Raw genomic sequence first — 23,893 nt, 5'->3', positions numbered from 1 at the left:
GGCGAGGGGCGAACCCGGAGGTCCACCCCTCGCAATCATATCGCGCCGGCTCAGTTCTTCAGCGCGAAGGTTTCGAGCTTGGCGGCATTGTCGCCATTGATGAGCACGCAGTCCATCAGCTGCTTTTCCTTCTCTGGCGACTTCTTGTTCTTGATGAAGTCGTTGGCCTGCTCGACCGCCATCTGCGCCTGGGCGTAGGCCGGCTGCAGCACTGTCGCCTTGATGCCGCCGGAGGTGATGGAATCGCGCACGTCGTTCGAACCGTCGAAGCCGACGACGATGACGTCCTTGCGGTTCGCTGCCGCGAGCGCCGCATAAGCGCCCATCGCCATCGTGTCGTTGCCGGAGATGACGCCCTTGATGTCGGGATTGGCCTGCAGGATCGATTCCATCTTGGAATAGGCCTCGGTCTGGCTCCAGTTGGCCGACTGCTGCGCCACCATCTTCAGGTCCGGATAGTCGTCGATGACGTCGTGATAGCCCTTGGAGCGAATGCCGGCATTGGTGTCGGATTCCTTGCCGACCAGCTCGACGAAATTGCCCTTCTCGCCCATCAGCTTGACGAACTCCTGCGCGCCGAGCTGGGCGCCCTGGTAGTTGTTGGAGACGATCTGCGCCACCGCAACGCCGGTGGCGTTGATCTCGCGGTCGATCAGGAAGGAGGGAATGCCTGCATCCTTGGCCTTCTGCACGGCGGCGACGGTCGCGTCGGCGCCGGCATTGTCGAGGATGATCGCCTTGGCGCCGCGGCCGATCGCGGTGTCGATCAGTTCGGACTGCTTGTTGGCGTCGTCGTCATGCACCAGCACCAGCGCCTCGTAGCCGAGTTCCTTGGCCTTGGCCTCGGCGCCGACGGCTTCCGCCTTGAAGAACGGATTGTCGTGCGAGGGAGTGATGATGGCGATCAGGTCCGCCGCGTAGGCGGGCATCGCCGTGCCGAGTGCCAGCACGCCGGCGAAGGCGGCAAGCGTCATTCTGCGTGTCAGTTTCATGAAGTCCTCCCGTTGAAAAAATGCCTTGATCGATCAAGGCCGCTGTCTGCGTCTGAATTCGTCAGGCTGCGGAGAATGCGGACCACTTCGGCTCAAGCCGTCGATCGGCTTTTTCAGAGCCGATCAGCACTCCCGTTCCCCGCCATCCTCCACTCGTCCGAGCTGCGAACTCCCAGCGAAGCGTGCCCGATCCAAGCCAGCAACAACTTAGCCAACTGGTATAATGAGTCAACCACAAATTCAGGTGATATGTACCTGAGATGCCTCAAGTGATCCGCTGGATGCTGGCCGCGATCTCTTCGGGCTCGAAGACGCGCTTCCAGTCGTCGCGCATCAGCACCGGCTTGCCGAATTCGATCGCCTTGTTGCAGGCGTCGGAGAACACGCCCTTGGTTTCGCCGAAGATGACGGCGCCGAGCACGTTCATGTGGCCGAGCAGAAAGTCGAGTGCCGCCTGCTGGTCGACGCCGCGCGCCACCACCTCGTCGACCGCTTCCTTCATGACGACCAGCAGCGAGGCGCACACCGTTTCCGAAAGGCCGGGCTCGAGCAGCGCCATCTGTTCGACGGAAACGCGGTGCGAGCGCATCACCGGCGCCCAGATGATCTTGGCGATGGCCTCGCCCTTGGCGTAGTCGGCTTCCGGTCCCTGCATCAGCGCGCTGACCATGTGCTGCTTTGCCTTGACGCCGCCGAAATAGTCCTTCTTGGCCGCCATGTCGGTCTCGTCGTTGAAGATCGGCGGATGGCAGGGATGGGTGACGAAGTAGGTCAGGTCGGGACGGTCGGGCAGATGGCCGGCGAAGGGTGCTGCCGCGTCGAGCACGATGACCATCGTGCCCGGCGCAAGCTTGCTCTCGATGCTGGTCGCGACCTTGCCGATATGGGTGTCCGGGACCGCCAGGATCACCACCTCGGCGCCTTTCAGCGCCTCGTCGGCGCTGACCGTGTCGAAGCCCAATCCGGTCTTCAGCCGCTCACGCCCGGCCTCGCTGACCTCGACATGGCGGATGGTGTAGGGCGAGCCGCGGAAATTGGTTGAAAGGCGGTAGCCCATTTTGCCGCCGGCACCGAACAGCGCGATCGTCGTCATCTAGCCCTTGCTCCCTGTGCTGGACGATTGGCGTTGCCGATCGTCACCTTGTCTACTGGTATGATCACTCTACCATAGATTGGCAAGAGAAATCATCATCCATGGTGTCATTCCGGTCGGATGGCCACGGCACTTTGTTCGGGTTTCAGCGTGCCGTCGTCGCCTGCGCGATCGACGGCGGCTCGTCGCGACAGTACCTGCCGGCCGGCCAGCGCCAGGACGAAGATCACGACGATGCCTTGCACGATGTCCTGCGCGCCTGGCGGCAGGCCGACGATCTGCATGGTGGTGACGATCAGGATCAAAAGGATGCTGGCGAACAGCGTGCCGACGGCGCTTGCCGAGCCGCCGAAGATCAGCGTGCCGCCCAGCACCACCGCGGCGATCGACTGCAGGAGATAAGGCTGGCCCATTTCGAGGAAGGCGCCGCCTATATAGGCGCCGAGCAGCAGCCCGTTGAGCGAGGCCAGCACCGACGAGATGATGAAGGCCGAAGCGATGACGCGGTTGTTGCGGATCGCCGCCAGCCGCGCGGCGGCGCGGTTCTGGCCGACCGCCGACAGCAATTGTCCGAACACCGTGTAGCGCAGCACGAAGGCGGTCGCGGCCACGCCGGCGATGGCGATGACGGCCATGATCGGCACGCCGGAGACGCGGCCCGTCGCCAGCGTCTTCAACAGCGGGCTGACGGCAAAGCCTGATATGGCGCGGTTCGACAGCAACGTTGCCGTCGCCAGCACATAGCCGGTCGCCAGTGTGGCGATGATGGCCGGTATGTTGAGCCCTACCACGAGCAGCGAGTTCAGCGCACCGACCGCGAGGCCGAGCAGGATCGCCGCGCCGACGCCGATGGCGAGGTTGGCGTCCTGGCCCTTGATGGTGAGCAGCGCGACGAAGGCGCTGAGCGTAATGACCGAGGCCACCGAAAGGTCGATATTGCCCCGCCCGGTGGTGACGACGAACATCTGGCCGATGCCGACGACGGTCAGGAACGAGGCCGACAGCATGATGCCCGACAGGCTGTTGAGGCTGAAGCGATTGGTCACCACCGACAGCACCAACCAAAGGACCAGCACGCCAATGGCCGACCAGACCCAGCGGTTCTTCTGCGCCCAGAGGCTGAAGGCGGCGAGGCCGTTCATTGTTCGCTCCTGCGGTCGGCGGTCAGGCTGCGCAGCGTCAGCAGGGCGATGAGCACCAGCCCTTGCGTCGCGGCGTTGAAGTCGCTGCTCACGTTCAGCGTGCCGAGCAGGGCGCCGATCAACGACAAGGTGACCGCTCCGGCGATGGCGCCGACCGGAGAGATGACGCCGCCGAGCAGCGAGCAGCCGCCCATGACCACGGCGGCGACGCTAAGCAGCGTGAACGAACTGCCGGAATTGATGTCGCTTGCCGTGTTGATCGCCGTCAGCGACAGGCCGGCGGCGGCCGCGAACAGTCCGGCAACGAGGTAGCGCACCAGCGCATAGCGGGTCGGCGACCAGCCGGAGCGGACCATCGCGGTCGGATTGTTGCCGAAGCCGCGCAGCACCACGCCGAGCGGCAGCCGGTCGATCACCAACACCACGAGCGCGACCGCGGCGATGAGGATGATGGAGGTGGGCAGGAAGCCAAGCGACCAGTTGAACATGGCCGACAGCCATTCGGGGCTGGCGCCGCCGGGTGTCGGCTGCAAGGCGTAGCCCAGTCCCATCCAGATGAAGGAGGCGCCGAGCGTGACGACGATGGCCGGGATCTTGCGCGCCTGGATCAAGCCGCCAAGCCCGGCATAGGCGGCGACCGCCGCCGCCAGCGTCAGCGCGCCGAGCCATGGCTGATCGTAGAGCAGCGTGGCGGAGAGCACGCTGACCAGGCCGGCAAAGGCGCCGACACCGAGGTCGATCTCGCTGCCGCCGACGATGAACATCTGCGCCGCCGTCACCAGCACCAGCGACAGCGCCGGCATCAGGAGCAGGTCGATCCCGAAGATAGAGGCGACCGCCGGATTGGCCGAGATCATCACCGCCAGCACGGCGGCGAGACCGATGAAGGGGGCCGCGTTGACCAGCCGGCGGGCAAGTCCGGCGCCGGGGGCGCTTTTCCCGGCGCCGACGCGGGTGTCCGCCTGCTGGGCGAAGGAGGCGCCAACGACGGCCGATTCCGTGATCGCCTCGCCGCTCAATTCCTTGACGATGCGTCCGCCCGAAAACACCAGCACGCGGTCGCAGGCCAAAAGCTCGGCGTCTTCGGTCGTGTGCCAGATCAGGGTGCGCCCGCCGCGCGCGATGTCGTTGCAGAGCCTGTAGAAATCCTGCTTGGTGGCGATGTCGACGCCGCGTGTCGGATCGTCGAGCAGCAGGATCGGCGTGTCGGCAACGAGCGCGCGGGCAACCAGCGCCTTCTGCTGGTTGCCGCCGCTGAGTTCGAGGATGTTAGAGCCGAAACGCTTGTCGTCGAGCCGCAGCCGGCCGGCCGCATCAGCCGCCGCCTCGCGGTTGGCGCGCTCCGAAACCAGGCCCAGTGCCGGACGGCGGGCAAGGCTGCCGATGCTGATGTTTCCAAGCACGCTCCACAGCGGGAACACGCCTTCCTTCTGGCGGTCGCCAGCGATGAAACCGGCGTCACCGCTCCTGGTCACCGCGGCACCCCTGGCGGTATCCGGCTCGAAGATGGTGTGCAGCAGCTCCTTCTGGCCGCTGCCCTCAAGCCCCGCCAGCCCGATGATCTCACCGCGTCCGATCGCAATGTCGTGGCCGAGTCCCGCTGTCAGGAACCCCGACAATCTGACCAGCGCCTCGCCCCTGCTGACGGCGGCGGCACTGTGCTGGTGGATCGAATTGGCGTCGCCGCCCATGAGTTGCACAAGTTGGCCGATCGAGGTGGTGGCGACATCGCCGCGCCAGGCGGTGCGGCCGTTGCGCAGCACCATCACCTGCGTGGCGATATCAATGATTTCCTGCAGCTTGTGGCTGATGAAGATGAAGGCGAGGCCGGATCTGGCCCGTTCGCGGATGAAGGCCCGCAACTGCCTGGAGCGGTCGAGGTCGAGCGAGGAGGTCGGCTCGTCGAGTACGATCAGCTTGACACCGGGCGTCGCGGCGGCGCGCGCGATCTCGACCATCTGCCGCTCGGCGATGGAGAGGTGGCCGACCTCGGCATTTACGTCGATGCCGTTGGCGGGAAAGACGGCGTCAAGCGCCGCGCGGGCGCGAGCCCGGTAGAGTGCGCGCCAGCCGGGCCGGTTGGCCGCCTCGCCAGGCGTCTCCAGGAAGAAGTTCTCGGCGACGGAAAGGTTGGCGCACAGCGACAGTTCCTGGTGCACCATGCGGATGCCGCGCCGTTGCGCCTCCGCCGTGTCGTAGTCGACGAAGCTCACATCCTGGCCGGCGAACGAGATCGAGCCCAGGGTCGGCGACGTCGCCCCGCACAGGATGCGCATCAGCGTCGACTTGCCGGCGCCGTTGCCGCCGACCAGGCCGATGATTTCGCCGGCCGAGACGGCGAGGTCGATCGCCGCATTCGCCAAGGTCGGCCCGAAACTCTTGGTGATCTTCGACAGCGAGACGACGTCCGACCGCGCGGCCGGCATCGTGGCGGCGGCATCTTCCGGGTCGGCTACGGCAAGATGGGACATTCGTCCTCCGTTTCTGTACGGGCAAGGACCGGGCGCGGCCGTTTGGCGGCGCCCGGTCCTTGGGCATTCGCGACCTTACTTGGTGAGGAGGTTCTGCTTGACCCAGTCGAGCGAATAGCTGGGGCTGATGATCTGGCCGCCCGGCAGTTTCGCATACTCCTTGAGATTGCTGGCATCGACGGTCGCCACCGGCATGATCATCAGCTTCGGCGCCTTGCCGCCCTTGAGCAAGGAAAGGCCGAGCCAGAACGCCGCGCCGCCAATGCCCGGCGTGGTGTTCATCGAGACCGTCTGGTAGCCGTTTTTGGCATTCTCGTCGGCCCACCATTTGACGAAGTCGGTGCCGCCGCCGCCTTCGATGATCGGCATCTTGCCGGCATAGTCGCCGCCATACTGGACGAAGGCCTGGGCAATGCCGACATCGTCGCTGCCGCCCTGGCCGAGCACGGCGTCGACATGCGGCAGCGAGGGCAGCACATTGGCGATCGCCGCCTGCGCGACCGAGGCTGTCGCTTGGCCGTAGACGGTGGCGACAACCTTGATGTCGGGATATTTCGCCAGCACCGACTGCTGCGCGTTGAACATGTCGTTGTCTGGCGCCGAGCCTTTCACGCCGCGCACCTGTATGACGTTGCCCTTGCCGCCGATCATCTTGAAGACGGCCTCGGCCTGGGCCGCCTTGTAGCCCTTGAAGTCGAAGTTGAGCTGGTAGTTGCAGGGCGCCGAAGCAACCGAATCGAAGGAAACGACGATGATGCCGGCCTTGCAGGCCTTTTCGATGATGCCGTTGACCGCGGTTTCCGAGGCGGCGTCGACGGCGAGCACGTCGACCTTCTTGAGGATCAGTTCGGCGATCTGGCTGTTCTGCTGCGCCACCGAGCCGTCACCGTTCATGACGATGTAGTCGGCGATCTGACCGGCCGCCTTGGCTTCCTTGGCCGAGGCCTCGAAAGCCTCCACCATCTGATGGCGCCATGTGTTGCCGTAATAGGCGTTGGCGAGTGCGATCACCGGCTTGTCCGACGATGCCATCGCCGGCAAAACCGAAACACTGGCCAGCGCGGCGCCGGCAAGCGCCGTTACAATAGAAAACTTCATGTTGTCTCCTCCCAAAAAACACCAGCCGACCCTGATCGGCCCGTCTGTCATTTCGTTATGGCGCCTCTTCCGAAAGACACCATACCATCTACATGTTATACCAGCATACCAAATAGGCAAGCCGGTCCGGAACCCGTTTGATTGCGTCGACGTCAGCCAGGCGCGGCCCGCCGGTTCGTCTGTCCTCACCCTGGTCAGTCGGCTGGCCTGTTCCGACAACCGCGTTGCCGTCGACCGATGGCTGGACGTTAGGTCATCATATATGTAATGTCAATTAATGGCGGGATTTTGCCTGTCGGTGCGACTCGGGATCGGGTATGCCTGGGAATGATCAGGAGAGATGCGGATGGAACCGGTCCAGAAGAAGAAGTTGTATGTCGAGGTGCTTGACCGGTTGATGGCGGCGATCTCGACGTCCGAATTTCCGCCCGGTTCCCAATTGCCGTCGGAAAAGGAACTGATGACGATGATCGGCGTCGGGCGCCCGTCGATCCGGGAAGCGATGCTGACGCTGCAGCAGATGGGGCTTATCCGGATTTCGCACGGCGAGCGTGCGCGCGTCATCAATCCGACGCCGGAGGTGATCGTCGATCAGGTCTCCGCGGCGATGGTGATGATGCTGGCAACGAATTCTCGCGGGCTGGAAGAACTAAAGGAAGTCAGGCTCTTGCTGGAAACCGGCCTGGTTCGGATAGCGACGCGGCGCGCCACGGCTAAGAGCCTGGAACGTCTTGCCGAGACCTTGCGCCACTTGCGCGACGCAAAGGGCGATCAGGCGCGATTTGTAACCGCCGACATGGAATTCCACGCCGTCATCGCGGAGATGAGCGGCAATTCGATGATCGCGGCCGTGGCCAAGGGCATGCTCGAATGGCTGTCCCGCTTCAAGCGCGATCTCGTGGCTGTGAAAGGCGCCGAGCGTCTGACCGTCGAGGAGCACGAACGGATCTACAAGGCGATCGCCAGCGGCGATGCGGAAGGCGCGAGCGCCGCCATGGCCGACCACATCGGCCGCGCCAATGAACTCTATTCGAAACTGGCTGGTGGCGGCGGGGGCTGACAGCGTACAAAATTTTTGACGAGGAAAACTCATGTGATGACATGATATCTTTTTGGTGCTATCGCTCCCGCCATGAAGATCATTCCAGCCGGAACCTCTGCATTGACCGGTCGCCTCAGCGCCACTTATCTGATCGAAACCCGCTACCCGTTGGAGGCTGCCGCAACTGCGATGGCCGGCGAGCAATCGAGCGGGACGTTCCGTGCCATACCGGGAGAGACACCGGAACTGCTGCGCAGGTTTGGGGCGCGCGTCGAATTCATCGAGGATATTGGCGAGGTCGAAGGTGAGGCGCTGCCGTTTTCGCGTGCGCCCAAAAATGCGACCGCCACCAGACCGCGCAGGGCCAAAGTGGGTCTTTCCTGGAACATCGAGAATACGGGTACCGTGCTGGCTTCGGTCTGGTCGACGGTCCTCGGCAATCTGTTCGAGCTGCATCATTTCTCGGCCATGCGCCTGCTCGACGTCAGCTTTCCCGACGCCTTCGCGGATGCCTATCCGGGCCCGGCCTTCGCCGTCGGAGGGACGCGTCGGCTGACTGGTGTCGAGTGGCGCCCGCTGATCGGCACGATCGTCAAGCCGAGCGTCGGCCTTTCGCCGGAAGAGACGGCACGGCTTGCCGATACGATGATCTCAGCCGGCCTCGACTTCATCAAGGACGACGAACTGATGGGAGATCCCCCGCATTCGCCGTTCGAGCAGCGGTTCGAGGCGGTCATGGCTGTCATCGACCGGCACGCCGACAGGACCGGGCGCAAGGTCATGTACGCGGCCAACATTTCCGGCGATATCGACCCCATGCGCCGTCAGCTGGATCTGATCGAGCGCCGTGGCGGCACCTGCGCCATGCTGGTCCTGAATTCCGTCGGCCTCTCGGGTGTCGTCGAGATGCGCCGGCATTCCACTGTCGCGCTACACGGTCATCGGGCCGGCTGGGGCCTCTTCGGCCGATCGCCTGATCTCGGCATGAGCTATCTCGCCTACCAGAAGTTCTGGCGCCTGGCCGGCATCGACCACATGCACGTCAACGGGCTGTCCAACAAATTCTGCGAGCCTGACGATTCGGTGATGGCCTCGGCCCATGCCTGCCTGACGCCGATGTTCGGCCGTGCCGACCGTCCCGATACGGTCATGCCGGTTTTTTCGTCCGGACAGACCGCGGTGCAGGCAGGCGAGACCTATGCAAGGCTCGGCTCCAACGACTTCATCTATTGCTGCGGCGGCGGGATCATGGCGCATCCCGGCGGGCCGGCCGCCGGCGTTCGAAGCCTGCATGATGCTTTCGAAGCCGCGGCCGCCGGCATTCCCGCGCGCGACTATGCCGCCACGCATCCAGAACTCGAAGCCGCGCTGCTGACGTTCGGCTGAACCGGCGCCAACGGCGCGCCATCAACATGGGAGAAAAAAATGACAATATCCGTAGCTGTGCTGGGCGCCGGCGGAAAGATGGGCTTCCGCGTCACTGGCAAGCTGATCGGGGCGGGCTATGACGTCCGTGCCGTCGAGGTCGGCGAGCCGGGCCGCAAGCGTTTGGCTGAGGCCAGCATCGCCGCCGTCGCCATGGAGGAGGGCATCCCCGGCGCCAGGGTCGTGGTGATGGCCCTGCCGGACAACATCATCGGCCAGGTGACGCGCCAGATCTCGCCGATGCTGGCCAAGGGCACCATGATCCTCGTTCTGGATGCCGCCGCACCCTATGCCGGCGACCTGCCGAAGGACCGGCCGGATCTCACCTATTTCGTCGGCCATCCCTGCCATCCGCCCTTGTTCGGCGACGAAACGGAATGGGCCGCGCGGCGCGACTATCATGGCGGCATCGCCAGGCAGTCGATCGTCTGCGCCCTGATGCAGGGTCCTGAGGAGCACTACGCGCTTGGCGAGGAGGTGTGCAAGGCGATGTGGTCGCCGATCATCGACAGCCATCGCGTCACGGTCGAGCAACTGGCGATCCTGGAACCAGGCCTGTCCGAAATGATCGCCATGCCTTTCGTCGACACCATGGTCGAGGCGGTCGAGGAGTGCGAGCGCGAATACGGGATTCCGAGGCAAGCCGCGCTCGATTTCCTGATCGGCCATCTGAATGTCGAGATCGCCATGTGGTTCGGCTTCTCGCCGAAAGTGCCGTCGGATGCTGCGCTGCGCCTGATGCGGTTCGCCAAGGGCGTCGTGGTTCGTGACGATTGGCGCGAGGCGCTCTCGCCGGCCAAGGTCAAGGAAGCCTCCGAATTGATCGTCTACGGCAAGGGAGCCTGAGCCCTGCCTTCGCGGATTATATCGGTATCGACCGCGCTCTTCGACGGCTATTCCATGGACTTGGCCCTCGAGGAGATTGCGGCGGCGGGTGCTGCCCATGTCGAGCCGGCCTTTATCAGCGGCTATGTCGATTTCGATGAGGGCATGTTTGCCGAGGCGAATGGCCTCAAGCTGCGCCGGACGGCGCAAAATGCCGGGCTTGGCATCAATGCCGTGTCGGCCCATCTCGACCTGTCGGGGCCCGATGCCATCGAGGCCTTGTCCCGACGCATCGGTTTTGCCGCCGGTCTCGGCGCATCCTTCCTGATTACCAACGCCGGCCCGGCGGCGAACCGGGCTGCTATCCGCGCGACGATCGAAGCCGTACTGCCGAGGCTGGAACAGGCCGACATCGTTCTGGCGCTCGAGAACCCTGGACATGGCAGCGGCGATCTGCTCGGCAGCGCGCGATCCGGGGCCGGCTTCGTCAGGGAAATCGGATCGCGGCACGTCCGCATGAACCACGACGCCGGCAACATTTTCACCTACAGCGGCGAGACGATGCAGCCGACGCAAGACATCGCCGATGCCATCGACATGGTCGGCCACGCGCATCTGAAAGATGTCGTCAGCGGGGCGGGATGGGCGTTCTGCGCCATCGGCGACGGCTCTGTCGACTATGCATCCTACTGGGCGATGCTGCCCGCCACGCTGCCGGTCAGCGTCGAACTGCCCTTGCGACTGAAGCGCCCGGGCCGCCGCGACCCCCAGCGCGGAAGTGCACCCGTCGACATCGCCACCATTCGGAGCACCTTGCGGCGCTCGCTGGATTTCGTGAACGCGCTGGAGGTCCCGAACGTCGAGCCGTGAGCGCGGTCCGCTTATCCCCGCTCGGGGAACATCGCCTTCAGCCCTTCGCGCGACGCCCTGGCGATGCCGCGCTCGGTGATCAGCCCGGTCACCAGCCGCGCCGGCGTCACGTCGAAAGCCGGGTTCGCCGCCGGCGTTGCTTCGGGCGAGACGCGCACCTGCGCGATTTTGCCGTCTGATGTCTTGCCCCAGACCAGCGAGACCTCGTCGCCGGAGCGTTCCTCGATCGGAATTTCGGCAAGCCCGTCGCCCACCGTCCAGTCGATGGTGGGCGAGGGCAGCGCCACATAGAACGGCACGTCATTGTCGGCGGCTGCGAGCGCCTTGAGATAGGTGCCGATCTTGTTGCAGACATCGCCATCGGCCGTCGTGCGGTCGGTGCCGACGATGACCATGTCTATCGCGCCACGCTGCATCAGATGGCCGCCGGCATTGTCGACGATCAGCGTGTGCGGCACGCCGTGGCCGGCCATTTCCCAGGCGGTGAGCTGGGCACCCTGGTTGCGCGGGCGTGTCTCATCGACATAGACATGAACCGGAATGCCGGCTTCGACGGCGAGATAGATCGGCGACGTGGCCGTGCCGTAGTCGACCGTCGCCAGCCAGCCGGCATTGCAGTGGGTCAGGATATTGACCGTCTCGCCCGGCTGTTTGCGCGCCGCGATCTGCTTGATGATTTCAAGGCCGTTCTCGCCAATGGCGCGGTTCAGCCCGACGTCCTCGTCGGCGATTTCACTGGCGCGCTTATAGGCGGCCGCGGTGCGTTGCTCCATTGGCAGCGGCTTGAGGAAACGCCGCATCTCGTCCAGCGCCCAGCGCAGGTTGATCGCCGTCGGCCGCGTCTCGTGCAGCGTTTCCCAGACGTCGTCGAGAGCTGTATCGGAAGGATCGACGGCCATCTGCATGGCGACGCCATAGGCCGCGGTGACACCGATCAGCGGCGCGCCGCGCACCCACATGTCGCGGATCGCGGTGGCGATGGCGGCGACCGTGCCGAGCTTCTCGATGCGGAACTCATGCGGCAGCCAGCGCTGGTCGATGATCTCGACCGAGCGCCCGTCGTCGCTCAGCCAGATGGTCCGGTAGTGGCGGTCACCGACGTTCAAATGCTGCTCTCCTGTTCGATCAGCGCGGCCAGGTTGTTGACCTCGTCGATGCTGTGAATCTGGCGCCGGTTGACGGCGATGTGACGGCCGAATTTCAGTGCCTTCGCCTCGCAAGTGGCGCGCACATCTTCATCGGCAATGGCTTCGAAGTCGGCATTGTGGGCGAGGCCGAGGATGCGCCTATGCACTTCGATGCCGGCAAATCCGAGCAGATCCTCCCAGATCTGGTGCAGCACATTGTCGAGCGCCTGCTCGGACCCCAGCCTGTCGCCCTGATCCTCGAACAGGCTCTTCTGATAGAGCATGCCGTCCCGCTCGGTGCGCCACATCAGCGAGAACTCGGCGCGAAACACGGCCCAGGTTTCGGTCGTGACGCCGAGCAGATAGGCGCGCATGGCATCGCGCTTGCCGTTCTGCTCATGACCGCGCTGCGAGAAGAAGGACATCCAGAAATTGGCGAGCAACATGCCGACGTCGAACGCCATCGGGCCGTAGAAGGCGAACTCCGGATCGATCATCCGGGTCTCGGTATCGGTGACCATGATCGAGCCCGAATGCAGGTCGCCATGCAGCAGCGTCTCCGCGTTCGCGGCGAAGATATGCTTCAGCCGCTGCGCCTCCACCTTGAGGTCGCGGTCGGCGCGCAGTTCGGCGACGAGGCCGTCGAGTTGCGGCGATGTGTGCCGGTTCAGCTTGGCATCGAAATAGGGATCGGAAAAAACCAGGTTCTCGGTGATGTCGCAGAGTTCGACGTTGTCGGCGAACAACGCCAGGTCGTTTTTGCGCTCCCGAGCCACCATTGACAGGTCCGAGCCGCGGAACAGCGTGCGGGCCATGAACAGGCCGATATCCCTGGCGATGTTGGGCAGCTGCCGGCCCTCGATCAGCGCCCGCCGCAGGATGATGTGCGGCGGCGCCAGATACTCCATGATGATCAGCGCCTGGCCTTCGTCGAAATGATAGATCGCCGGTACCGAGCCGGGCGCTCTGCGCTCCTGCCGGGTCAAAGCGTGGTATTCGAAGAAAGAGCGCTTCAGCGGCAGGGGCCAGCTGTCGCCGACGAGGCGGACATAGGGCAGGGCCTGCTTGACTATGGCGCCGCCACTGGCGCCTTCGACGATGAACACCAGGTTCAGATTGCCGTCCCCGACTTCGCGGACTTTCCAGGCGCTCGCGTCCTTGCCGATCTTCGCGCACAACGCCTCGTTCGTGCCGAGACGCGTTGCGAGCGTCTCCACCGACAATGCTTCGAACGGCAATTTTCCAGTCATCCTCGTCCCTCCCGCCTGTGTGCTCCGATCATAGGGGAGCCTTGGCGGCGGGGCCAAGCTAGGAAGCTGTCTGGCAATTGTCAATCGTGTTGACAATTGCCGATATTGACCATAGCGTCGGCGTCAGGGAGGAACGCATGGTCGGCAATGCCGTGTTCCGCGTAGAGGGACTGAGGAAATCCTTTGGCCGCAACGAGGTGCTTGGCGGCATCGCGCTGGACCTCCATGCCGGTGAAGTGACCGTGCTGATGGGCGCCAACGGCGCCGGCAAATCCACCCTGGTCAAGATCGTCAGCGGCGTCTACGAGCGTGGCGGCGGCACCATGACCCTGGCGGGTGCGGAGTTCGCGCCGAACACGCCGGCGGAAGCGATCCGCGCAGGCGTCGTCACCGTGCACCAGAACATCAATGACGGTGTTGTCGCCGACCTTGATGTCGCCACCAATCTCACTCTGGACAGGCTGAGCGGCCGTGGCGCGCCAACCTTGTTCAATCCCGCCCGCGTGCGCCGCGAGGCCAAGGCGGTCGCCGACCGTATGGGACTGGCCATCGATCTCAAGGCGCGCGTCAGCGATCTGTCGCTGGCCGACCGCCAGATGGTGGCGATTGCGCGTGCGCTCGCCCATCAGCCAAAGGTGCTGATCCTCGACGAGCCGACCTCCTCGCTCTCCAGTGCCGAGGCTGACCGGCTGTTCGCGCTGGTCGACCGCCTTCGCGAGCAGGGTGTGGCGATCCTCTACATCTCGCACCGCATGTCGGACATCAGGCGGCTCGCCGACCGCATCGTCTCTATGCGCGATGGTGTCGTCTCGGGCGCCTTCGACACCAAGCCGCTCGACTATGAAGGCGCGGTCAACGCCATGCTTGGCCGCAAGATCCATCTCGACCAGATCGTCGCCAGGAGTTCGGCCAGGGCGGTCCTGAGCGTCGAAGGGCTGCGCATCGCCCACGGCGCCAAGCCGATTTCGCTGACGCTCGGTGATGGTGAAGTCGTCGCCATCACCGGTCTCGTCGGTGTCGGCAAGACCGCTCTTGCCGAAACGCTGTTCGGTGTGCGCCGACCGCTCGATGGCGCCATGACGATGAACGGCAAGCCCTACGCGCCGCGCTCGGCGGGCGACGCGATCGCCGCCGGCGTGTTCCTCGTCGCCAAGGATCGCGCCACCAGCGGCATCATCGGTGGCTTCAACATCGAGCGCAATGTCAGCCTGCCGTTCCTGAAGCGTATGTCGAATTTCAGCGTGCTCAAACGCCGTCTCGAGCGCGCCACCGCGCGCCGGCAGATCGAGCAACTCGGCATCGTCTGCCGTTCCGAGAAGGACGAGATGTCGGCGCTATCAGGCGGCAACCAGCAGAAGGTGATGGTCGCCCGCTGGATGGCCCAGAATGCCGCGCTGTTCATCCTAGACGAGCCGTTCCAGGGCGTCGACATTTCGGCAAGGCGCGACATCGCAGCCAAGCTGAGGGCAAGCGCCAATGGCCGCGCCACGCTTTTGTTCCTCACCGAACTCGACGAGGCGCTGGAGACGGCCGACCGCATCCTGGTGATGTCGGAGCACACGATCGTCGGCGAGCACCGCAATGCCGATGTCGACCTCGACCGCCTGTTGGCCGAGGTCGCCGGCGGACCGCTGCACAACGCTGCCTGAGCGTGGCGGTGAACGGAATTGGAATGGAGAGACAATGGCTTCGAGTTGGGTAAAAACGGCAGCGGCGCTGGGGTGCGCTGAATGACGCTGCGCGACTATGCCATCCGCTATGGGTTCATCGTGCTGCTGTTCGGATTGGTCGCCTATTTCGCGATCGCCGCCGACGGGTTCGTCTCGCCGCAAAGTGCTGTCTTCATCTTCCAGTCGGTCGCCATCACCGGCGTGCTGGCGCTCGGCGTCACCGCCACGCTGGTGGTCGGCGGCTTCGACCTGTCGATCGGCTCGGTCGCGACCTCGGCCATGATGGCGGCGGCCTATGTCATGGTGGTGCTGGAGCAGAACGCTCTCGTCGCGGTCATCGCCTGTCTCTTGATCGGCGCTCTTGTCGGCCTGATCAATGGCTGGCTGATCGTCTACATGCGCGTGCCCGATCTTCTGGCGACGCTCGGCATGATGTTCCTGCTGGTCGGCCTGCAGCGTATCCCGACAGAAGGCCGCTCGATCGCCACCGGCATGACCATGCCCGATGGTTCGGTCGCCAACGGCAAGTTCTCCGACGCCTTCCTGGCGCTTGGTCGCCACCGCTTCGACTTCTTCATCCCGAACCTCATTCCGGTGTCGGTGGTCGTGCTTCTGGTGCTGGCGCTGCTGATCTGGTTCTTCCTCGAATACACGCGCTTCGGGCGCATGATGTATGCCGTCGGCTCCAATGAGCGCGCCGCCGAACTCGCCGGCGCGCCTGTCAAGGCATACAAGATCTGGGCGTACGTTATTTCAGGCGTTTTTGCCTCGATCGGCGGCATTTTGCTCGCTGCCCGGCTTGGACGCGGCGACATCGCCTCGGGTAATAATCTGCTGCTCGATGCGGTCGCCGCGGCGCTGATCGGCTACGCGGTGCTTGGCGCCGCCAAGCCGAACGCCTTCGGTACCGCCGTCGGCGCGCTGTTCGTCGGCATCTTGCTGCAGGGCCTGACGATGATGAACGCGCCCTACTACACGCAGGATTTCGTCAAGGGCGTGGTTCTGGTCGTCGCCCTTGTCTTCACCTTTGCCCTTTCGGGCAGGGGCAGGGGCTAGCATTCGGCCGGATTGATTTTGGGCTCAACAAAAGTGGAGGAAAACAAGGTGAACATCACACGACGACTTCTGGGGAAAGTGGCGCTCGGGCTGGCCGGCGCAACCATGCTGATGCAGGTCCCGGCGTTGGCCGCCGACAAGCCGGCGCCGTTCGACAAGCCCGGCGTCAAGATCGCGCTGGTGCGTTATCTCTCGACCGGCGACTTCTTCCAGGCCTATCTGTCGGGCGTCGAGGCGCAGTCAAAGGCGCTCGGCATCGACCTGCGCGTGCTCGATAGCCGCCAGGACGCCGCCCTCCAGTCCGACATGGTCGACCAGGCCATCGCGCTTGGCGTGCAGGGCATCATCATTCAGCACGGCCTGACGGAATCGATGAAGGATGCCGCCCAGCGCGCCGTCGACGCCGGCATCAAGGTGGTGGCTTTCGACGTCAACGTCGAAAACCCGAAAATTCCGCAGATCGAACAGTCGGACAAGGATCTGGCGCGGCTCGCCCTCGAGCAGGCGGTGAAGGACAATGGCGAAAGCTGGAACGCCGGCTATGTCTATGTCGCCGGCATCGCGCCGCTCGACCGCCGCAACGAGACCTGGGTCGACGTGAAGAAGAAATATCCCGGCATCAAGGAAGCCGCGATGTTCGGCACGCTGGACAATCCGATCGCCAATTCGGTCGCCAACCAAGCGCGCTCTGTGCTGTCGGCGCACCCCGACATCAACGTGATGTTCGCGCCCTATGACGAATTCGCCAAGGGCGTGAAGATCGCGGTCGACGAAGCCGGCCTGAACAAGAAGATCAAGATCTATTCGGCCGACATTTCGACGTCCGACATATCAGCGATGCGCGAGCCCGACAGCGCCTGGGCGGCGACCGCCGCAACCAACCCGGCCGTCGTCGGCCAGGTCTCGGTGCGCGCTCTGGCGCAACTGCTCGCCGGTGAAGATCCCGGCCACAACGTCATCGTGCCGCCGACGCTGATCACGCAGAAAGAGCTGATCGACAAGGACATCAAGAACATGGAAGACCTGTCGGCCAAACTGCCGCAGTTCGCCCATGCCGATGTCGCCATGCCGGCCTGGATGCCGAACCCGAACGCGAAGTAAGCGCGGCTCCAATAGGAAAGCAAAAGGGCGGCCACGAGCCGCCCTTTTTGCTTGACGCGCAGCCTTTCCGGTTACAGCCAGTGTTCCGGATCGCGCATCCCGTGGACAATCGCCACGGCCAGGATGCCATCTGTCTGCGGTTCATAGATGACGATATAGCGGCCCTCGATGAGCACGCGGGCGGTCACGCTCAACTCGGGCCGGGCGGTTCCCATCCTGGGATGCTCTGCCGCCAGTTCTAGTTTGTCGAAGATGCGTATCAGCAGCTTGTCCGCTGCCTTTTCATTGTCGATTGCAATTGTGTTCCAGATGTCCCGCAAATCCTGCGAAGCGCGCGGAGTGAGCCGGTATCTAGCCACGGGCGCGGCGTTCTGCCTTCAGGCTGCGCAAGAATTCAGCCGGTTCGACATCCACCGGCTTGCCGCTGGCCATGCCGTCGGCATAGGCACGTTTCAACTGATCGAGTTCAAGGACACGCAGCTCTTCGCGCTGCTCCCACAGGCGCAAGGCTTCGCGAACAACCTCGCTGTTGGAGGCGTATCCGCCAGCGTCAACGGCCCTCTGCAGGCGGGCGGCCTGCTGAGGCGTGAGCGATATGGTCAAGGTGCGCATCGGTTCGGTTTTCATCCCAGCCTTATATCACGCCCCACAAAAGCTAACAATCTTTGTTAGGGCCTCACTACCCCCTGCCACGTGCAGGAGGTAGTGAGCGGCAACGTTTTGCCTAACGCAGCGCCGCGGCGATGTTGCCGCCGTCGACCGTCGTCACGTCGGCGGTCGTCCGATCGGCCAGCGCGTGATGCAGGAAGGCCTGAGCCACGTCCTGCGCCGTCACTTCCTGGCCGAGCAGATTGCCGGACATGTATTCCTTCTCAGATACGCCGCGCGCGCCGGAACGGCTCGCGATCATGGCGTCGGTCAAGAGGCCGGAGCGAATGCGGTCGGCGTTGACGGCGTTGGAGCGGATGCCATGGGCGCCGTAGTCGAGCGCGTATTGCCTCGACAGGAACAGCGTCGCCGCTTTCGGTATGCCATAGGCACCGAATTTCGGGCCTGGATTGATCGCCTGCTTGGAGGTGTTGAACAGGAGCGCGCCGCCCGTTCCCTGTTCCAGCATGATGCGCACCGCGTTCTGCGCCGCCGACTGGTGGGCGAAGAAATTGAGCTCGAAGCTCTTGCGCAGCAGCGCATCGTCAAGTTCGCCGATGCGGCCTTCCCAGGCCGCGCCCGCATTGGACACCAATATGTCGACGCCGCCGAACACGACGACCGCGCTGTCGAAGGCAGCACGAACCTGGGCTGGGTCGGTGATGTCGGCGCCGACACCGATTGAATTGTTGCCGGCTTTCTTGGCGGCATCGGCGGCCTTTTCGGCGTCGAGATCGACGACCACCGCATGCGCGCCATTGTCGGCGAACAGTTTCGCGGTCGCCGCACCAATCGCGCCGGCGCCGCCGGTGATCAGCACGACCTGGCCGGTCAGCGGCTTCGGCTTGTTGGAGGCGAGCTTGGCCTGTTCCAGCGACCAGTATTCGAGCGGGAACAGGTCGGCCTTGGAGAGCGGATGGAAACGGCCGACAGCCTCGGCGCCGCGCACCGCCTCGATCCACATCTCGCCGACATCGGATGCGATCCTGGCATCCTTCAGCGTGCGGCCATGGCCGAACATGCCGAGCCCCGGAACCAGCGTCAGCCGCGGCATCGGATCGAGCATGATGCGCTTGACGTCGTCGCGCGCGTCATTGGTCTCGAAATAGGCGCGGTAATCGCTGGCGAAGGCGTCGACATGGCTCTTGATGACGGCCTTGTAGTCGCCGGCCTTGTCGGCATCGGGCGCCGGCACGGCCATCGGTCCGGTCTTGATGCGGATCGACAGGTCCGGCGTCGACACGCCACGCCCGGCATAGTCGGCGATGTCAGCCGAATTGATGAAATCGACGATCGCGTCCGAGGTCCGGAAATCGCTGATCATGCGGTCGAAGCGGCCTTCGCCGCGTGGTGCCGCGACAGCGCCGCGCAGCATGGGCGCGATGGAAGCCGGCGTCGCCAGCCTTGCCGGCAATGCTGCCTTGGCCGGCCGCGGCTTGGCGTGCTTGGCCACATAGTCTTCCGCCACGTTCACGTAGTGGATCATCCGGTCATAGGCCTGCTTGGCATCGTCGCCGAAGGTGAAGATGCCGTGCTTGTCGAGGATCAGGCCTTCTACCGTTGGGTCGGTGTCGAACACATCGGCCGCCGCCTTGGCGAGATCGAAGCCCGGCATGATGTAGGGCACATAGCCCATCTTCGTCCCGAACACCTTTGCCACCAGCGGCTTGCTGTCTTCCTGGTCGACAATGGCCAGGATAGCGGTCGAGTGGGTGTGGTCGACGAATTTGTGCGGCAGGAAGGCATGCAGCAGCGTCTCGACCGAAGGGTTGGGCGAGGCGGGGTCGATCAGGTTTGCCCGCTGCAGGGCAACCATGTCCTCGTCGGAAAGCCTGTCCAGCTTGCGCGCCTTGAGCAGGGCGCCCATCTTGACCGCCGGCAGGCCCTGCGGCTCGATGATGGCCATGTCCCAGCCGCTGCCCTTGACGCACAGCACGTCCCACTCGTCGCCGACAAGGTCGGTCGCCTTGATCTTGCAGGAGGTGTTGCCGCCGCCATGCAGGACCAGTTGCGGCACGCCACCGAGAAGCCGTGTCGTGTAGACGCGCAAGGCGAGGTCGCGGCCGATACCTTTCTTCGCATAGTCGGCAACGAGTTTTTCGGCCGTGTCGTCGTTCCACAGATTCTTCATGTTCGCTTCGTCCAGTTGCTGTGTTTAGGTGGTGAAACAGGAATGCCGCGACGCCTTGATGACAATGCGTCGGCAAAGGGTTTTTCAGGATGCCTTTTCTGCTGACGCTCCGGCATGATCGAGCAGCCGCTGCGCCATATGCGCGCCGACCACCAGATGCGTGCAGAGGCCGCCGGCGATCGCCGCGAGCAGCGGCTCGAACTTGCTGTCTTCCTGCACGACCATCAGCCGCTTCCCGATGACGCGCAGTGAAGCAAGCCCCGCCGAGATGACCCGCCGGTTGTAGCTGCAGTCGAGCAACTCGCCACCGGCATCGATGATCTGCCCGGCAATAACACCCGCGGCACCTTCCCTGCGCAGCGCCGCCATCTCGGCCGCCGTCAGCGCGCCGCACTTCACCAGATGGCTGTCGGCATCGACGGCGCCGATGGAGTAGAGCGCAAGATCGCAGTCGCTGATCCCGGCAAGCTGGTCGCGGATCACCGGCTCGGCGCGCAGGCCTTGCGCCAGTTCCTCGGTCGACAGCACCAGGGGCGCGTAGAAGTTGAGGCCCTTGGCATTGAGCCGTCGCGCGATTTCCATCGTGCATTGATCGGGCCGGTAGGAATACGGTGCGCCGAGATTGCCGCAGAGCTGCACCACGGTGACGTCCTGCAGGTCGGCATAGGACATGATGTCGGCGATGGTGTAGACGGTGCGGCCCCAGGCGACGCCGATGCGGTCGCCTTTCCCGACGAGTTCCAGGAACACGCTTGCCGCCAGCACCGCGATATCGGTCGACGGGTCGGCGAGATAGGCGTTTTCAGGCGCGATCCAGACGGCGTCGAGCTTCAGGGCGTCTTCCAGCCTGCGCGCCATGACGTCGTCGGTGAAGAGCTGCGTCGAGGTCGAGATGTTGACGATGCCTGTCTCGCGCGCCTTGCGCAGATACATGGCGACCGAGGCGCGCGAAATATTGAGCTGATTGGCCACTTCGTCCTGGCGAAGCCCATGGGCATAGTAAAGCCAGGCCGCCTTGTGAATGAGCTGTTCTGCCGGTCGGATCGCCATGCCGCCTCCTCGGCTGACAATAGTCACGGCTCTCGACAAAAGTCAAATTTGCATGAGCAGGAAGCGATCTCCCGCCGGCGCGTCTCAATCGAGATCACCATTCCAGCAAGTCGGCGCAGCATAGCATTTTCAGCCATTCAGGGGGGATAGCGTGACGACGAACCTAGGGTTAGAAAGCTCGAAAAGACTTTGGGGAGGACGGGATGGCCAATCCCTACGAACAGGATCTCGACAGGAACGCCGCCAACCACCAGCCGCTGACGCCGCTCACCTATCTGGAGCGCGCGGCGAAAACCTATCCCGACCATATCGCCATCATCCATGGCAGTCAGCGCATCAGCTACCGCGATTTCTGGCGCCGCTCGCTGAAGCTGGCTTCGGCGCTTGCAAAACACGGCATCGGCAAGGGCGATACGGTGACGGTCATGCTCTCCAACACGCCGCCGATGTTGGAGGCGCATTTTGGCGTGCCGATGACCAAGGCGGTGCTGCATTCGCTCAACACGCGCCTCGATGCCGCGGTCATCGCCTTCCAGCTCGACCACGCCGAGACCAAGGTGCTGATCGTCGACCGCGAGTTTTCCGATGTCGTGCGAGAAGCACTCGGTCTGGCCAAGGTCAAGCCGCTGGTCATCGACTACGACGATCCCGAATACGCCGCCGACGCGCCTTATCGCAAAGGCGAGCGGATCGGCAAGGTGGACTATGAGGCGTTTGTCGCCGGGGGCGACGAGGATTTCGCATGGTCGATGCCGGACGATGAGTGGGACGCCATCTCGCTCAACTACACTTCGGGCACGACGGGCAATCCCAAGGGCGTCGTCTATCACCATCGTGGTGCTGCGCTGATGGCCTACACCAACACCATCCATGCCGGCATGGCCAAGCATGCGGTCTATCTCTGGACTTTGCCGATGTTCCACTGCAACGGCTGGTGCTTTCCCTGGACGCTCGCCGTCCAGGCTGGCACGCATGTCTGCCTGCGCTGGGTGCGGCCGAAGCCGATCTATGATGCCATCGCCGATTATGGCGTCACTCATCTCTGCGGCGCGCCGGTCGTCATGTCGGTGCTGATCAATGCCAGGGAAGAAGACAAGCGCGCGTTTGCGCAGACGGTCACCTTCAACACGGCTGCCGCGCCGCCGCCAGAGGCGGTGCTGTCGGGCATGGCCGATGCTGGCTTCGCCGTCACCCATCTCTACGGGTTGACCGAGACCTATGGTCCCGCTGTCGTCAACGAATGGCATAATGGCTGGGACGCGCTCGACAAGGGGGCGAGGGCGGGCAAGAAGGCGAGGCAGGGCGTGCGCTATGCCGCGCTCGAAGGCCTCACGGTGATGGACCCCGAGACGATGACGGAGACATCAGCCGACGGCGAGACCATCGGCGAGGTCATGTTCCGCGGCAACATCGTCATGAAGGGCTATCTGAAGAACCGCAAGGCGACGGACGAGGCTTTCGCCGGCGGCTGGTTCCACTCCGGCGATCTCGGCGTCATGCACCCGGACGGCTACATCCAGCTCAAGGACCGCTCCAAGGACATCATCATCTCCGGTGGCGAGAACATTTCCTCGATCGAGGTCGAGGACGCCCTCTACAAGCACCCGTCGGTCGCCTCCTGCGGCGTCGTGGCGCGCGCGGATGAAAAGTGGGGCGAGGTGCCTGTCGCCTACGTGGAGCTGAAGCCGGGCAAAGCTGCCACCGAGGCCGAGATCCTCGAGCACTGCCGCGCGCTGCTTGCCCGCTTCAAGGTGCCGAAGGCAGTGGTGTTTGCGGAGATACCGAAGACTTCGACGGGCAAGATCCAGAAGTTTAGGCTCCGGGAAATGGCGAAGGGGGCGTAGCTGCACCGTCATTCTGCTGACCTCCTTGCCATGGCCTCGACAATTTACCGCGGACCTCCGTGACTTCGTCATCCTAGGGTGGAGCAGTCGCGAAGCGACGTCGCGGAAACCCCTAGGATCCATTCCGTGCCTCTCGGCCGTGCTCAACGGCTCCCCGCAGGCTGTCGGCGCTGATCTGTGTAACTCTTTGATTCGCCTCGTTATTCGGCAGACGTCACGGCATGGATCCTAGGGTCTGCGCCGCGCCGCTGCGCTCCTTGCTCCGCCTAGGATGACGACGGTACGGGCGTCATTGGCCAATCGCCAACGTCGCTCATTGCCCTCCTTGTCACTGTCACCATCTGTCACCAATTATACGTGTACGTCGATTTGGCGTTGACTCCTCAAGGCGTTCGATTTACGACTGACGAAAATTGAAATTCGTCACTCATCAAACGAAAGCGCCATGTCCGAAGCCGCCAACATTGTCGCCGATGCCGCCCGACAGGAGAATGTGACGCGCATCCTCGATTGCGCCGAGCGCCTGTTCCGGCACTATGGCTACGGCAAGACCAACGTCGCCGACATTGCCCGCGAACTCGGCATGTCGCCGGCCAATATCTATCGTTTCTTTGCGTCCAAGGTCGAAATCCACCAGGCCGTCTGCGGCCGTATGCTCGGCGCCAGCTACAAGATGGCCTACGAGATCATGCACCTGCCGGTCAGTGCCGAGGAACGGCTGCGGCGCTACGTGCATGCGCAGTACAAGATGACGATGGAGGTCATGCTCGACGACCAGAAGGTCCACGAGATGGTCATCGTCGCGCTCGAACGCGACTGGGGCGTCATCGACAAGCATGTCGACAGCATCCACGATCTCTTCGCCGACACGATCCGCGATGGCATCGAGGCCGGCGAGTTCAGGAAACAGGACCCGGTGATCGCGTCGCGCTGTTTCGGTGCCGCCACCGTCATCCTGTGCCATCCGCAGATGGTGGCGCAGTGCCTCGCCAAGACCAACCGGGCGATGCCCGACGAGCTCATCGATTACGCCATCAGAGCCTTGAAATAGCCGCCGC

General features: G+C 63.9%; 20 protein-coding genes. 9 read left to right on the top strand and 11 right to left on the bottom strand.

Going from position 1 to position 23,893, the window contains the following annotated elements; all coding sequences use genetic code 11:
• Nucleotides 1-50 precede the first annotated feature (50 nt).
• From LB569_RS16855 to LB569_RS16835, 5 genes are all read right to left on the bottom strand, one after another.
• Nucleotides 51-992 carry a D-ribose ABC transporter substrate-binding protein gene (locus LB569_RS16855; RefSeq protein ID WP_015318943.1) on the bottom strand — a complete coding sequence of 314 codons (942 nt, stop codon included), beginning with the start codon at nt 990-992 and terminating at the stop codon, nt 51-53.
• 265 nt (nt 993-1,257) lie between these two features.
• Nucleotides 1,258-2,085, bottom strand: coding sequence for a phosphogluconate dehydrogenase C-terminal domain-containing protein (locus LB569_RS16850; protein ID WP_140705607.1), 828 nt, complete (start codon nt 2,083-2,085; stop codon nt 1,258-1,260).
• Nucleotides 2,086-2,192: 107 nt separating this feature from the next.
• Complete coding sequence (locus tag LB569_RS16845) at nt 2,193-3,227, bottom strand: ABC transporter permease (protein ID WP_224693258.1); 1,035 nt, start codon at nt 3,225-3,227, stop codon at nt 2,193-2,195.
• Nucleotides 3,224-5,698 (bottom strand): ATP-binding cassette domain-containing protein, encoded by a 2,475-nt coding sequence (locus LB569_RS16840; protein ID WP_224693257.1) that lies wholly within the window; start codon nt 5,696-5,698, stop codon nt 3,224-3,226. Before LB569_RS16840 ends, LB569_RS16845 begins: the two co-directional genes overlap by 4 nt.
• 75 nt (nt 5,699-5,773) lie before the next feature.
• Nucleotides 5,774-6,796 carry an ABC transporter substrate-binding protein gene (locus LB569_RS16835; RefSeq protein ID WP_140705611.1) on the bottom strand — a complete coding sequence of 341 codons (1,023 nt, stop codon included), beginning with the start codon at nt 6,794-6,796 and terminating at the stop codon, nt 5,774-5,776.
• A gap of 346 nt (nt 6,797-7,142) precedes the next feature.
• On the opposite strand from LB569_RS16835, the gene nanR reads away from it, so the two are divergent.
• The 4 genes from nanR (at nt 7,143) to LB569_RS16815 (ending at nt 10,958) form a co-directional block, all read left to right on the top strand.
• Nucleotides 7,143-7,856 (top strand): transcriptional regulator NanR, encoded by a 714-nt coding sequence (gene nanR, locus LB569_RS16830; RefSeq protein WP_224559168.1) that lies wholly within the window; start codon nt 7,143-7,145, stop codon nt 7,854-7,856.
• Between the two features lie 72 nt (nt 7,857-7,928).
• On the top strand, nt 7,929-9,224 hold the full coding sequence (locus LB569_RS16825) for a ribulose-bisphosphate carboxylase large subunit family protein (RefSeq protein ID WP_224693256.1): 1,296 nt from the start codon (nt 7,929-7,931) through the stop codon (nt 9,222-9,224).
• Between the two features lie 39 nt (nt 9,225-9,263).
• Nucleotides 9,264-10,109 carry a phosphogluconate dehydrogenase C-terminal domain-containing protein gene (locus LB569_RS16820; RefSeq protein WP_224693255.1) on the top strand — a complete coding sequence of 282 codons (846 nt, stop codon included), beginning with the start codon at nt 9,264-9,266 and terminating at the stop codon, nt 10,107-10,109.
• 54 nt (nt 10,110-10,163) lie between these two features.
• Complete coding sequence (locus LB569_RS16815; protein WP_224693254.1) at nt 10,164-10,958, top strand: sugar phosphate isomerase/epimerase family protein; 795 nt, start codon at nt 10,164-10,166, stop codon at nt 10,956-10,958.
• 11 nt (nt 10,959-10,969) lie between these two features.
• On the opposite strand, the gene mtnA is transcribed toward LB569_RS16815, so the two are convergent.
• Nucleotides 10,970-12,064 carry an S-methyl-5-thioribose-1-phosphate isomerase gene (gene mtnA / locus LB569_RS16810; protein WP_224693253.1) on the bottom strand — a complete coding sequence of 365 codons (1,095 nt, stop codon included), beginning with the start codon at nt 12,062-12,064 and terminating at the stop codon, nt 10,970-10,972.
• Complete coding sequence (gene mtnK, locus LB569_RS16805) at nt 12,061-13,335, bottom strand: S-methyl-5-thioribose kinase (protein ID WP_224693252.1); 1,275 nt, start codon at nt 13,333-13,335, stop codon at nt 12,061-12,063. The genes mtnA and mtnK overlap by 4 nt, the downstream gene beginning before the upstream one ends.
• A gap of 137 nt (nt 13,336-13,472) precedes the next feature.
• Here mtnK and LB569_RS16800 point away from each other — a divergent pair, with 137 nt between their 5' ends.
• The 3 genes from LB569_RS16800 (at nt 13,473) to LB569_RS16790 (ending at nt 17,162) form a co-directional block, all read left to right on the top strand.
• Nucleotides 13,473-14,984 (top strand): sugar ABC transporter ATP-binding protein, encoded by a 1,512-nt coding sequence (locus LB569_RS16800; protein ID WP_224693251.1) that lies wholly within the window; start codon nt 13,473-13,475, stop codon nt 14,982-14,984.
• An 81-nt stretch (nt 14,985-15,065) separates the two neighbouring features.
• Nucleotides 15,066-16,061 (top strand): ABC transporter permease, encoded by a 996-nt coding sequence (locus LB569_RS16795; RefSeq protein ID WP_140705623.1) that lies wholly within the window; start codon nt 15,066-15,068, stop codon nt 16,059-16,061.
• A 48-nt stretch (nt 16,062-16,109) separates the two neighbouring features.
• Nucleotides 16,110-17,162, top strand: a complete 1,053-nt coding sequence (locus tag LB569_RS16790; RefSeq protein WP_140705625.1) for a substrate-binding domain-containing protein — start codon at nt 16,110-16,112, stop codon at nt 17,160-17,162.
• Nucleotides 17,163-17,233: 71 nt separating this feature from the next.
• Here LB569_RS16790 and LB569_RS16785 read toward each other — a convergent pair whose 3' ends face one another.
• The 4 genes from LB569_RS16785 to LB569_RS16770 all read right to left on the bottom strand — a co-directional run bounded on the left by LB569_RS16785 (nt 17,234) and on the right by LB569_RS16770 (nt 20,991).
• Entirely contained in the window at nt 17,234-17,521 is a 288-nt protein-coding gene (locus LB569_RS16785; RefSeq protein WP_140705627.1) for a type II toxin-antitoxin system RelE/ParE family toxin, read from the bottom strand.
• Nucleotides 17,514-17,789 (bottom strand): type II toxin-antitoxin system ParD family antitoxin, encoded by a 276-nt coding sequence (locus LB569_RS16780; protein ID WP_140705629.1) that lies wholly within the window; start codon nt 17,787-17,789, stop codon nt 17,514-17,516. Before LB569_RS16780 ends, LB569_RS16785 begins: the two co-directional genes overlap by 8 nt.
• A 97-nt stretch (nt 17,790-17,886) precedes the next feature.
• Nucleotides 17,887-19,941 (bottom strand): bifunctional aldolase/short-chain dehydrogenase, encoded by a 2,055-nt coding sequence (locus LB569_RS16775; protein ID WP_224693250.1) that lies wholly within the window; start codon nt 19,939-19,941, stop codon nt 17,887-17,889.
• A gap of 84 nt (nt 19,942-20,025) precedes the next feature.
• Complete coding sequence (locus LB569_RS16770) at nt 20,026-20,991, bottom strand: sugar-binding transcriptional regulator (RefSeq protein WP_224693249.1); 966 nt, start codon at nt 20,989-20,991, stop codon at nt 20,026-20,028.
• A 203-nt stretch (nt 20,992-21,194) separates the two neighbouring features.
• On the opposite strand from LB569_RS16770, the gene LB569_RS16765 reads away from it, so the two are divergent.
• The gene (locus tag LB569_RS16765) at nt 21,195-22,835 is read left to right on the top strand and encodes an acyl-CoA synthetase (protein ID WP_224693248.1); all 1,641 of its coding nucleotides are present in this window, start codon (nt 21,195-21,197) and stop codon (nt 22,833-22,835) included.
• Between the two features lie 445 nt (nt 22,836-23,280).
• Nucleotides 23,281-23,886 carry a TetR family transcriptional regulator gene (locus LB569_RS16760; protein ID WP_224693247.1) on the top strand — a complete coding sequence of 202 codons (606 nt, stop codon included), beginning with the start codon at nt 23,281-23,283 and terminating at the stop codon, nt 23,884-23,886.
• Nucleotides 23,887-23,893: the final 7 nt, after the last annotated feature.

The organism is Mesorhizobium sp. BH1-1-4 (assembly GCF_020165665.1).
GTDB lineage: Bacteria > Pseudomonadota > Alphaproteobacteria > Rhizobiales > Rhizobiaceae > Mesorhizobium.
Note: the sequence above shows the minus strand (reverse complement) of the source record. Positions and strands in the feature narration are given on the sequence as shown.

Excerpts from the sequence above, each read along its gene's own strand:
- LB569_RS16760 (WP_224693247.1), top strand. The coding sequence starts at position 23,281 with ATGTCCGAAGCCGCCAACATTGTCGCCGATGCCGCCCGACAGGAGAAT.
- LB569_RS16775 (WP_224693250.1), bottom strand. The coding sequence starts at position 19,941 with ATGAAGAATCTGTGGAACGACGACACGGCCGAAAAACTCGTTGCCGAC.
- LB569_RS16845 (WP_224693258.1), bottom strand. The coding sequence starts at position 3,227 with ATGAACGGCCTCGCCGCCTTCAGCCTCTGGGCGCAGAAGAACCGCTGG.
- LB569_RS16820 (WP_224693255.1), top strand. The coding sequence starts at position 9,264 with ATGACAATATCCGTAGCTGTGCTGGGCGCCGGCGGAAAGATGGGCTTC.
- mtnK (WP_224693252.1), bottom strand. The coding sequence starts at position 13,335 with ATGACTGGAAAATTGCCGTTCGAAGCATTGTCGGTGGAGACGCTCGCA.
- LB569_RS16815 (WP_224693254.1), top strand. The coding sequence starts at position 10,164 with ATGGACTTGGCCCTCGAGGAGATTGCGGCGGCGGGTGCTGCCCATGTC.
- LB569_RS16825 (WP_224693256.1), top strand. The coding sequence starts at position 7,929 with ATGAAGATCATTCCAGCCGGAACCTCTGCATTGACCGGTCGCCTCAGC.
- LB569_RS16840 (WP_224693257.1), bottom strand. The coding sequence starts at position 5,698 with ATGTCCCATCTTGCCGTAGCCGACCCGGAAGATGCCGCCGCCACGATG.
- LB569_RS16780 (WP_140705629.1), bottom strand. The coding sequence starts at position 17,789 with ATGAAAACCGAACCGATGCGCACCTTGACCATATCGCTCACGCCTCAG.
- LB569_RS16800 (WP_224693251.1), top strand. The coding sequence starts at position 13,473 with ATGGTCGGCAATGCCGTGTTCCGCGTAGAGGGACTGAGGAAATCCTTT.
- LB569_RS16795 (WP_140705623.1), top strand. The coding sequence starts at position 15,066 with ATGACGCTGCGCGACTATGCCATCCGCTATGGGTTCATCGTGCTGCTG.
- LB569_RS16835 (WP_140705611.1), bottom strand. The coding sequence starts at position 6,796 with ATGAAGTTTTCTATTGTAACGGCGCTTGCCGGCGCCGCGCTGGCCAGT.
- LB569_RS16770 (WP_224693249.1), bottom strand. The coding sequence starts at position 20,991 with ATGGCGATCCGACCGGCAGAACAGCTCATTCACAAGGCGGCCTGGCTT.
- nanR (WP_224559168.1), top strand. The coding sequence starts at position 7,143 with ATGGAACCGGTCCAGAAGAAGAAGTTGTATGTCGAGGTGCTTGACCGG.
- LB569_RS16765 (WP_224693248.1), top strand. The coding sequence starts at position 21,195 with ATGGCCAATCCCTACGAACAGGATCTCGACAGGAACGCCGCCAACCAC.
- LB569_RS16850 (WP_140705607.1), bottom strand. The coding sequence starts at position 2,085 with ATGACGACGATCGCGCTGTTCGGTGCCGGCGGCAAAATGGGCTACCGC.
- LB569_RS16855 (WP_015318943.1), bottom strand. The coding sequence starts at position 992 with ATGAAACTGACACGCAGAATGACGCTTGCCGCCTTCGCCGGCGTGCTG.